The organism is Pseudomonas sp. G1002 (assembly GCF_013385455.1).
GTDB lineage: Bacteria > Pseudomonadota > Gammaproteobacteria > Pseudomonadales > Pseudomonadaceae > Aquipseudomonas.
Window position 1 is genome coordinate 17,998 of sequence record NZ_JACAPY010000014.1, and the last position, 9,482, is coordinate 27,479.

Consider the following 9,482-nt stretch of genomic DNA (forward strand, 5'->3'; position numbering starts at 1 on the left):
CCAAGTGATGGCTTACTGGCTGTGACCGGAGGCTTTTTTGAATAGTTCAGCGAAGATGGCGATTTGCCTAAAAAAATATTTGACTGAACGGTCAGCGTTTAAAAGTTGGAACTTTTGCATGGCGCAGCGGTATCCAAGGCCTGTGGGAGGCCCTGAATACGGGAGGTTAAGGGGTTTGAGGCGCAGGTTTACTAGTGTTTCTGCTTGTCGGACTGAGCTGACAAATCGTGCAGGTAACGCCGTGACAGGCTGAGAAAACGTGGGGTTGGGCCGACATCCTCATACAGCGGATCGCCTTCCTCATCGGTGGCAATCACCTGCTTGCCCTTGATGTAGGGAAAGCTCGCTTCCAGCTCTTCGAGGGCTGCGCCAATCAACTCGCCGAGCAGTTCTTCGGTATGGCGTTTGGGGTACATCTCGGAGATCGCCGCCAGCCTGGCGGCGGCTTCCACGTCCAGATGGATGGCGTATTCGGTTTTGGTCAGGCGACCCTTGGCGTTTTCTTCCCAATGCTGGGCCAGTTCTCGGATTTTCATGGCAACCTCAATGGAGCCCACGGTACGCGGGCGATGATGAGTGACCAGCCGGCCAGCGCGGATAACGCTGCGGCTTACTGTTGAGACTAGCTGCAACTCACAAGGTTTAAAGTTCCTTGTAAGACGTCGCCGTGGGCGGCACTCTTGAAGATCAAAGCGTCCCGGATTTTCTGCTGGAGATTGGCTGATGAGCGATATCGATGCACGTTTGCGTGAGGATGTTCACCTGCTGGGTGAACTGTTGGGCAACACGATTCGAGAACAGTACGGCGATGAATTCCTCGACAAGATCGAGCAGATCCGTAAAGGCGCCAAGGCCGACCGCCGTGGCGCAGCCTCGGAGCAGGTGGCCGGCGAAGAGCTGAGCGCCAGCCTCAATCAACTCAAGGAAGACGAACTGCTGCCGGTGGCGCGGGCCTTCAACCAGTTTCTCAACCTGGCCAATATCGCCGAACAGTATCAGTTGATCCACCGCCGTGATGAATCAACCCCGGCGCCGTTCGAGTCGCGGGTGCTGCCGGAACTGCTGGCGCGCCTGCAGAGTGAAGGCCACAGCAGCGAATCCCTGGCGCGCCAGTTGGGTCGGTTGGAAATCGAACTGGTGCTCACCGCCCACCCCACCGAAGTCGCCCGCCGCACCCTGATCCAGAAATACGACGCCATCGCCGCACAACTGGCCCTGCAGGATCACCGCGACCTCACCACCGCCGAGCGCGAGCAGATCCGCAATCGCCTGCAACGCCTGATCGCCGAAGCCTGGCACACCGAAGAAATCCGCCGCACCCGGCCCACGCCGGTAGACGAAGCCAAGTGGGGCTTTGCGGTGATCGAGCATTCGTTGTGGCACGCCATCCCGAATTATTTGCGCAAGGCCGATCACGCCTTGCACGCGGCTACCGGCCTGCGCCTGCCTCTGGAGGCCGCGCCGATTCGCTTCGCTTCCTGGATGGGCGGCGACCGCGACGGCAACCCCAACGTCACCGCCCCGGTCACCCGCGAAGTGCTGTTGCTGGCGCGCTGGATGGCGGCTGACCTGTACTTGCGCGACATCGACCACCTCGCCTCCGAACTGTCGATGCAACAGGCCAGCCCGGCATTGCAGGTCAAGGTGGGTGACAGCGTCGAACCTTACCGGGCGTTGCTCAAGCAATTGCGTGAGCGGCTGCGCGCCACACGCCAATGGGCCCACACCTCGTTGACCAGCACCACGCCGGCGCCCGCCGATGTGCTGCAAAACAACCGCGACCTGCTCGAGCCTTTGCAACTGTGCTACGAGTCGCTGCATAGCTGCGGCATGGGCGTGATTGCCGACGGCCCGCTGCTGGACTGCCTGCGTCGGGCTGTGACGTTTGGCTTGTTCCTGGTGCGCCTCGACGTACGTCAGGATTCCACCCGCCACTGCGCGGCCATGACCGAAATCACCGACTACCTGGGCCTTGGCCGGTACGAGGATTGGGACGAAGAGGCGCGCATCAGCTTCCTGATGAAGGAACTGGCCAACCGTCGCCCCTTGTTGCCGGGCTACTTCAAGCCTTCGGCAGACACCGCCGAAGTGCTGAACACCTGTAAGGAAATCGCTGCCGCACCGGCTGCGTCCCTGGGTTCCTACGTCATCTCCATGGCCGGCGCCGCGTCGGACGTGTTGGCCGTGCAACTGCTGCTCAAGGAGTCCGGCGTACAACGGCCGATGCGTGTGGTGCCGTTGTTCGAGACCCTGGCTGACCTGGACAACGCCGGCCCGGTGATCGAGAAACTGCTACTGTTGCCGGGCTACCGCGCCCGCCTGCAGGGCCCGCAGGAAGTAATGATCGGCTACTCGGATTCGGCCAAGGACGCGGGCACTACCGCCGCCGCCTGGGCGCAATACCGGGCCCAGGAACGGCTGGTGGAAATCTGCCGCGAACAACAAGTCGAACTGCTGCTGTTCCACGGTCGTGGCGGCACTGTAGGCCGCGGCGGCGGCCCGGCTCACGCGGCGATTCTGTCGCAGCCTCCGGGGTCGGTGGCGGGGCGTTTCCGCACCACTGAGCAGGGCGAGATGATCCGCTTCAAGTTCGGCCTGCCGGACATCGCCGAGCAGAATCTCAACCTGTACCTGGCGGCGGTGCTGGAGGCGACCTTGCTGCCACCGCCACCACCGGAACCGGCCTGGCGTCACTTGATGGACGAATTGGCCGCCGACGGTGTCAGTGCTTACCGCGCCGTGGTGCGGGAAAATCCGCAATTCGTCGAGTATTTCCGCCAGTCGACCCCGGAGCAGGAACTGGGTCGCTTGCCCCTGGGTAGTCGTCCGGCCAAGCGCCGGGCTGGTGGCATTGAAAGCCTGCGGGCGATCCCGTGGATCTTCGGCTGGACCCAGACACGCCTGATGCTGCCCGCCTGGCTCGGCTGGGAAGCGGCGTTGAACAATGCCCTGGAGCGGGGCGAAGGCGAGTTGCTGGGGCAGATGCGCGAGCAGTGGCCGTTCTTCCGTACGCGCATCGATATGCTGGAAATGGTGCTGGCCAAGGCCGACGCCGACATCGCCCGGCTGTATGACGAGCGATTGGTGCAGCCCGATCTGCTGCCATTGGGCGCGCACTTACGCGACCTATTGTCGCAGGCGTGCAGTGTGGTGCTTGGCCTGACTGGCCAGTCTCAGCTGCTGGCCCACAGCCCCGATACGCTTGAGTTCATCCGCCTGCGCAACACCTACCTGGACCCGTTGCACCTGCTGCAGGCCGAATTGCTGGCCCGATCGCGGCAACAGGAAGCGGCACAAGACAGCCCTCTGGAACAGGCGCTGCTGGTGTCTGTGGCCGGTATTGCCGCTGGTTTGCGCAACACCGGCTGACATTTATGGCGTGTTCTCAATAGCTTGCAGATACCCCGCGCCGGTCGCCGTAAAATTGGCGACCGGCGTTTTGCTGTCAGGGTTGTACCTGCTTGTAAAGCCAGCGCGGCGCGGGTTTCTCCTACTTTCGGCGGCTTGTGTGGTTTGGGCCTGCTGTGTATCTTGATCAGCCTTTGGCCGTTTGTGCGGCCTGGACCCAAAATTTCCGAGATTGGCCCCACGCGGCGAATCCGAGCGTCATCTCTATAAAAAATTGAGGAGCACATCGATGCGCGTCATTCTGCTGGGAGCTCCCGGGGCCGGTAAAGGTACTCAGGCAAAGTTCATCACTGAAAAATTCGGCATTCCACAAATCTCCACCGGCGACATGCTGCGTGCGGCCGTCAAGGCCGGCACCGAGCTGGGCCTGATCGCCAAGAGCGTGATGGACAGCGGCGGCCTGGTCTCCGATGACCTGATCATCAACCTGGTCAAGGAACGCATCAGCCAGGAAGACTGCAAGAACGGTTTCCTGTTCGACGGCTTCCCGCGCACCATTCCCCAGGCTGAAGCCCTGGTGAAGGCCGGCGTCGAGCTGGACAACGTGGTGGAAATCGCCGTTGAAGACGAAGAGATCGTGCAGCGTATTGCCGGTCGTCGTGTTCACGAGGCCTCGGGCCGCGTCTACCACATCGTCTACAACCCGCCGAAAGTCGCGGGCAAGGACGATGTTACCGGCGAAGACCTGGTACAGCGTAAGGACGACACCGAAGAGACCGTGCGTCATCGCCTGTCGGTCTACCATTCCCAGACCAAGCCGCTGGTGGACTTCTACCAGAAACTCTCGGCCGCCCAGGGCAAGCCGAAGTACAGCCACATCGAAGGTGTGGGTTCGGTTGAAGCCATCACTGGCAAAGTACTGGAAGCGCTGATCTGATCGTTCATCCGCTTGATTGACAACGGCCCGCTTGCGGGCCGTTGTTGTTTATACTGACGCACTTTTTTTCAACGTGGATGCATACACCGATGAGCACCTTGCTGGCCCTGGACACCGCGACTGAAGCTTGCTCCGTTGCCCTGCTGCACGATGGCAAGGTTACGAGCCACTACGAGGTGATCCCGCGCCTGCACGCGCAGAAGCTGTTGCCGATGATCAAGCAATTGCTGCTGGACGCGGGCACCACCTTGTCGGCGGTGGACGCCATCGCATTCGGGCGTGGCCCGGGCGCGTTCACCGGCGTGCGCATCGCTATCGGTGTGGTCCAGGGCCTGGCATTTGCGCTGGAGCGTCCGGTGTTGCCGGTGTCCAACCTGGCGGTGCTGGCGCAGCGGGCATTTCGCGAACACGGCGCCAACCAGGTCGCGGCGGCCATCGATGCGCGCATGGATGAAGTGTATTGGGGCTGCTACCGCGAAACCGCTGGCGAGATGCGCCTGGTGGGGGCTGAAGCTGTGCTGTCGCCTGAAACGGCGGCCTTGCCGGCTGATGCCTGCGGCGACTGGTTCGGTGCCGGCACCGGCTGGGGCTACGGCGAGCGCATTGGCGTGACGCTTGCCGGCCAGGATGCCGGGATGCTGCCCCACGCCGAAGACCTGCTGGCCCTGGCACGCTTTGCCTGGGAGCGAGGCGAGGCGATTCCGGCGGACCAGGCGGCGCCCGTGTACCTGCGGGATAAAGTGGCGCAGACCAAGGCTGAACGCGGGATTATTTGACGTCAAAAGTGCGGGCAATTTCAGGAAAAAATAGCCAATCGTCAGAATTTGCCCGTGCTTTTAAACCTTTTACCAATTATGTGTTCTAGTTATCACCAGAGCATTTGCGCGCCATGGAAAGCGCCACTAAAATGCCATCACCGATACCGAGTTCGCATGTATGCGCATAGACGGCTTTTCATCACAGTCCTACCCCCTCAAGCGCAAGCCTCGCAAGGCGAACGTGACGGTAGACGACTCCGTCGAAGACTCGCCCGATTTTGTTGAAATCCAGTCTGACAACACTGCTGTTTCAACCCGTTCCCAGGGTTCCGGCGGTGCACGCACCAGCGGCGTTCCTGCCCGCCAGCAAGACATGATCTTCCCGCGCTCCATGAGCAAAAACGTCGCCAATGCCCTGGCCAGCTACCTGACCACTGCCGGCTTTGTCGAATGGGATATGGAAGTGCTGGGCCTCGATATCCATATCTGATGCTGTTGCCTTACTACCTCGGTTGTCCGTCCTGGAGTGAAAACGCCTGGCGCGAATACCTGTATCCCGCCGACGCCCGCTCCAGCGATTACCTTGCCCTGTATTCCCAGGTCTTCAACGCCGTCGAGGGCAACACCACGTTCTACGCCCGTCCTTCCGTCGCTACCGTGCAGCGCTGGGCTGAAATCATGCCCGGGCATTTTCGCTTCACGGCCAAGTTTCCGGGGGATATCAGCCACAGCGGCAACCTGATCGAGCAGTTGCCGGCGGCGGAAAGTTTCCTGGGGTTGATGAGCCCGTTGGGCGAGCGTATTTCGCCGTTGTGGCTGCAGCTGCCGGCCAGTTTTACCCCGCAGCGCCTGGGTGAGTTGGCCGGGTTTATCGACGGGCTGGAGCGACCGTTGGCGGTGGAGGTGCGTCACTCGGAATTTTTCGCCAAGGGCGACGCCGAGCGCAGTCTCAACCGCTTGCTGCGCGACCGCGGTGTCGAGCGCATCTGCCTGGACCCGCGTGCGTTGTTCAGTTGCACCTCCACCTCGGCAGCCGTGCTGCACGCCCAATCGAAAAAGCCCAAGGTGCCGCCTCGCCCGGCGGCGCTGACGCAGTTTCCGCAAGTGCGCTTTATTGGCCATCCGGAGTTGGAAGCCAATGATCCGTTCCTGGTGCCCTGGATTGAAAAGGTCGCCGGCTGGATCGAAGAGGGGCGTACGCCCTACGTGTTTCTTCACACTTCCGACAACCGCCTGGCCGCCCAACTGGCCTTGCGCTTTCATGAGAAATTGATGCTGCGCTTGCCCGGCTTGCCGGCATTGCCCACCCTGCATCGAGAACCCGCAGTGGAGCAACTGGGGTTACTCTAAGGCTCCTTTTCCCGACAGGAGTCAGTCATGGATGCCCAAACCCTTCGCGCCGAAACCTTCAAGGCCCTGCACGAGCGTGACCGCGCGTTCGTGATGCCCAATCCATGGGATGCCGGCTCCGCAAAAATGCTCGCCAGCCTGGGGTTTGAAGCCCTGGCCACCACCAGCGCCGGCTTTGCCTTCAGCCTCGGCCGCCCGGATGCCGAAGGTGCGTTGTCCCTGGAAGACACCTTGGGCAATGCCGGGGCGATCGTCCAGGCGACCTCGCTGCCCGTCGCCGCCGACCTGGAAAACTGCTTCAGTGACACCCCTGAAGGCTGCGCCGAGACTATCCTGCGGGCGGCAGCGACTGGGATTGTCGGTGGCTCCATCGAAGACGCCACCGGAATTGCCGTCGACCCGATCTATCCCTTTGACCTTTCCGTGGAGCGCGTCGAAGCCGCAGTCGCCGCTGCCCGCAGTTTGCCATTCCCCTTCACGCTGACCGCTCGCGCGGAAAACCTCCTGCATGGCCGGCTGGATTTGCCCGACACCATTCGCCGCCTGCAGGCCTACGCCGAAGCTGGCGCCGACGTGCTCTATGCACCGGCCCTGCGCAGTGCCGAGGAAGTATTGGCGGTGGTGAAGGCGGTTGCACCCAAGCCCGTGAATATCTTGATGTCAGGCGCCCTGAAACTCAGCGTGGCGCAGTTGAGCGAGATGGGCGTCAAGCGCATCAGCGTCGGCTCGGCCATGGCCCTGGCGGCTTATGGCGAGTTCTTCAGGGCGGCCCAGGAGGTTCATGAGTTGGGCACGTTTACCTTCACTGAGCGCTCGATGCCGTTCAACCAGGCCAATCAACTGTTCAAGGGCTGAGGCGTGCGTTTCTTCAAGGTGCTGGGCGTGCTGCTGGTGTTGGCAGGTGGTGTGTTGGTTGGCGTGTGGCGGGGCTGGGTGCCGCTGCCCGATGAGTGGAACCCGTGGGCGCCGCTGGACGTGCGGGCAAGCCCGAACCTGCTGACCCGATTCAAGCTTGGGCGTTTGCAGGATGATCCTGCCCTATGTGACCAAGTGCTGAAGACCTCCGGGCTGCGGGTCGCCCATCAGGCGGACAGCCCTGCCGACGCGGCTTGCCCGCTGCGCAATACATTGCGGGTCCAAGGCGCTGATGTCGGCTTGAGCAGCAGCTTTCTCGCCAGTTGCCCGCTGGCCGTGGCGTTCGCCCTGTTCGAGCGCCATAGCCTGCAACCGGCGGCCCAGGCGGTGTTTGGCCAGGCAGTGACGCGGGTCGATCACCTGGGCAGCTTTGCCTGTCGCAACATCTACAACCGCGCCAACGGGCGACTCAGCCAGCATGCGTCGGCCAATGCTTTGGATATCGCCGGGTTTCGCCTGGCGGACGGGCGCACCATCAGTGTGCTCAAGGATTGGCCGGGTGACGGCGAGCGTGCGCGCTTCCTGCGGCAAGTGCGCGACGGCGCCTGCAAGGATTTCAATGTGGTGTTGAGCCCGGATTACAACGCCGCCCACCGTAATCACTTTCATCTGGACATGGGTCGGTGGTGGGTGTGTCGCTGAGGGTCAGGCGGCCAGGCGCAGGTTGTGCAGGATCAGCGGACGCGCCCAGCGGCTGTCGAAATCCAGGGCTTTCTGTTGCTCAACCAGCTCTTCTGCCGGGAACGGTGGCGGTGGTGGTGGCAGCAGGTCCAGTTCGAATTCGGCGATCGGCAAATGCAGCGGGCGTGGTTGCGGCGCGGGACCCGGTTCGGGCAGCGGTTGGCCGGCGGCCAGGACGATCGGGCGCACCCAGGCGCTTTCGAAGTTTTGCTGCTTTTGCTGGGCGACCACTTCTTCCGCCGGGTACGGTGGCGGGGCCGGTGGCAGCAGTTCCAGTTCGAATTCGGCGATGGGCAGGAACAGCGGCTCGGGCGGGGCGATCTCGGTGTCTGTCACATCACAGGCGCGCTGGGTGACGATCTGCGACAGCAGGTCACTGCCTTCGCTGGGTTCTACCGCCGGGTCCACAGGTTTCGTCACCGACTTGGCGAGCGCGCCCGGCGTGTCGCCGAGCTGTTCGGCCAACGCCTGGGCGAAGAAGTCCTGCCACACATGACTGACGCCGGCCAGCGCTTGGGTATTGCGCAGGCCGAAGTGGTTGTGGGTCGGCAGTACACCGGTGAATAGCGAAGGAATGTCTGACATTTCTCTCGATCGTCGCTCAGCTCTGGCAAAATGCCGGATCCTTTTTTTTATCGGCCGCTTTTTGCCGATCCTTAATATTTTTGAGCGTAGTCACCGATGAGCGAACAACCAGCGGCCAGCCGCATTCGGGTCGAGGCCTTGGCCGAAGGTTTTCAGGCGCGTGCGCAGCACTGGGCCGAGCAGCTGGGGTTGCCTTTGCAACTGGATGAGGCGGACTTTGCCTTGCAGGTGGGGGAGCAGGGGCTGCAGTTGCAACAGCTGGGGCCTGAGGCGCCGGGGCCGGTGCGGGTGGATTTTGTGGAGGGTGGGGCGGCGCACCGGCGTCTGTATGGCGGCGGCAGCGGGCAAATGATTGCCAAGGCGGTGGGTGTGGCACAGGGCGTGCGGCCCAGGGTGCTGGATGCTACCGCTGGGTTGGGAAAGGATGCATTTGTGTTGGCCAGCCTGGGTTGCGAGATGAGCCTGATTGAACGCCAGCCGTTGATTGGGGCGTTGCTGGAAGATGGCTTGGCGCGAGGTGCAGAGGATTTTGAGGTGGCGCCGATTGTGGCGCGGATGAGGTTGCTCAAGGGCAACTCCATTGAGGTGATGCGCGATTGGGAGGGGGAGCCGCCTCAGGTGATTTATCTGGATCCGATGTTTCCGCATCGGGAGAAGACGGCGTTGGTGAAGAAGGAGATGAGGTTGTTTCGGCCGCTGGTGGGGGATGATCCGGATGCGCCGGCGTTGTTGGCGGCGGCGTTGGCTTTGGCCAGTCATCGGGTGGTGGTCAAGCGGCCGCGTAAGGCGCCTTGCATTGAGGGGGTGAAGCCGAGTCATGCGTTGGATGGGAAGTCCAGTCGGTATGACATTTATCCTAAGAAGGCGCTGAAGTCCTGAGGGTTGGGTACATATCCGTTATTTAGGTA

10 protein-coding genes are annotated in these 9,482 nt (G+C 62.1%); 8 read left to right on the plus strand and 2 right to left on the minus strand.

Annotated features, from left to right (window positions below):
- Positions 1-191: 191 nt before the first annotated feature.
- On the minus strand, positions 192-536 hold the full coding sequence (locus tag HX801_RS05735; RefSeq protein WP_003219222.1) for a hypothetical protein: 345 nt from the start codon (positions 534-536) through the stop codon (positions 192-194).
- 187 nt (positions 537-723) lie between these two features.
- On the opposite strand from HX801_RS05735, the gene ppc reads away from it, so the two are divergent.
- The 7 genes from ppc to HX801_RS05770 all read left to right on the plus strand — a co-directional run bounded on the left by ppc (position 724) and on the right by HX801_RS05770 (position 7,950).
- Complete coding sequence (ppc, locus tag HX801_RS05740) at positions 724-3,369, plus strand: phosphoenolpyruvate carboxylase (RefSeq protein WP_177021756.1); 2,646 nt, start codon at positions 724-726, stop codon at positions 3,367-3,369.
- A 268-nt stretch (positions 3,370-3,637) separates the two neighbouring features.
- Entirely contained in the window at positions 3,638-4,285 is a 648-nt protein-coding gene (adk, locus tag HX801_RS05745; protein ID WP_102368215.1) for an adenylate kinase, read from the plus strand.
- Positions 4,286-4,374: 89 nt separating this feature from the next.
- On the plus strand, positions 4,375-5,061 hold the full coding sequence (gene tsaB / locus HX801_RS05750; RefSeq protein WP_177021757.1) for a tRNA (adenosine(37)-N6)-threonylcarbamoyltransferase complex dimerization subunit type 1 TsaB: 687 nt from the start codon (positions 4,375-4,377) through the stop codon (positions 5,059-5,061).
- Between the two features lie 160 nt (positions 5,062-5,221).
- Entirely contained in the window at positions 5,222-5,533 is a 312-nt protein-coding gene (locus HX801_RS05755) for a hypothetical protein (protein WP_003219213.1), read from the plus strand.
- The gene (locus tag HX801_RS05760; RefSeq protein ID WP_177021758.1) at positions 5,533-6,393 is read left to right on the plus strand and encodes a DUF72 domain-containing protein; all 861 of its coding nucleotides are present in this window, start codon (positions 5,533-5,535) and stop codon (positions 6,391-6,393) included. Before HX801_RS05755 ends, HX801_RS05760 begins: the two co-directional genes overlap by 1 nt.
- A gap of 27 nt (positions 6,394-6,420) precedes the next feature.
- Positions 6,421-7,248: an oxaloacetate decarboxylase gene (locus tag HX801_RS05765; protein ID WP_008431093.1), complete on the plus strand. Its 828-nt coding sequence runs from the start codon at positions 6,421-6,423 to the stop codon at positions 7,246-7,248.
- 3 nt (positions 7,249-7,251) lie between these two features.
- Positions 7,252-7,950 carry an extensin family protein gene (locus HX801_RS05770; RefSeq protein WP_087695213.1) on the plus strand — a complete coding sequence of 233 codons (699 nt, stop codon included), beginning with the start codon at positions 7,252-7,254 and terminating at the stop codon, positions 7,948-7,950.
- Between the two features lie 3 nt (positions 7,951-7,953).
- On the opposite strand, the gene HX801_RS05775 is transcribed toward HX801_RS05770, so the two are convergent.
- Entirely contained in the window at positions 7,954-8,574 is a 621-nt protein-coding gene (locus HX801_RS05775; protein WP_177021759.1) for an energy transducer TonB, read from the minus strand.
- 96 nt (positions 8,575-8,670) lie between these two features.
- Between HX801_RS05775 and HX801_RS05780 the strand changes: the two genes are divergently transcribed.
- Positions 8,671-9,453 (plus strand): class I SAM-dependent methyltransferase, encoded by a 783-nt coding sequence (locus HX801_RS05780; RefSeq protein WP_003219204.1) that lies wholly within the window; start codon positions 8,671-8,673, stop codon positions 9,451-9,453.
- Positions 9,454-9,482: the final 29 nt, after the last annotated feature.

What these genes read in the sequence shown, in the direction of transcription:
- HX801_RS05760 (WP_177021758.1), top strand. Translation starts at nt 5,533, where the DNA reads ATGCTGTTGCCTTACTACCTCGGTTGTCCGTCCTGGAGTGAAAACGCC.
- HX801_RS05735 (WP_003219222.1), bottom strand. Translation starts at nt 536, where the DNA reads ATGAAAATCCGAGAACTGGCCCAGCATTGGGAAGAAAACGCCAAGGGT.
- HX801_RS05775 (WP_177021759.1), bottom strand. Translation starts at nt 8,574, where the DNA reads ATGTCAGACATTCCTTCGCTATTCACCGGTGTACTGCCGACCCACAAC.
- HX801_RS05755 (WP_003219213.1), top strand. Translation starts at nt 5,222, where the DNA reads ATGCGCATAGACGGCTTTTCATCACAGTCCTACCCCCTCAAGCGCAAG.
- adk (WP_102368215.1), top strand. Translation starts at nt 3,638, where the DNA reads ATGCGCGTCATTCTGCTGGGAGCTCCCGGGGCCGGTAAAGGTACTCAG.
- ppc (WP_177021756.1), top strand. Translation starts at nt 724, where the DNA reads ATGAGCGATATCGATGCACGTTTGCGTGAGGATGTTCACCTGCTGGGT.
- HX801_RS05765 (WP_008431093.1), top strand. Translation starts at nt 6,421, where the DNA reads ATGGATGCCCAAACCCTTCGCGCCGAAACCTTCAAGGCCCTGCACGAG.
- HX801_RS05780 (WP_003219204.1), top strand. Translation starts at nt 8,671, where the DNA reads ATGAGCGAACAACCAGCGGCCAGCCGCATTCGGGTCGAGGCCTTGGCC.
- tsaB (WP_177021757.1), top strand. Translation starts at nt 4,375, where the DNA reads ATGAGCACCTTGCTGGCCCTGGACACCGCGACTGAAGCTTGCTCCGTT.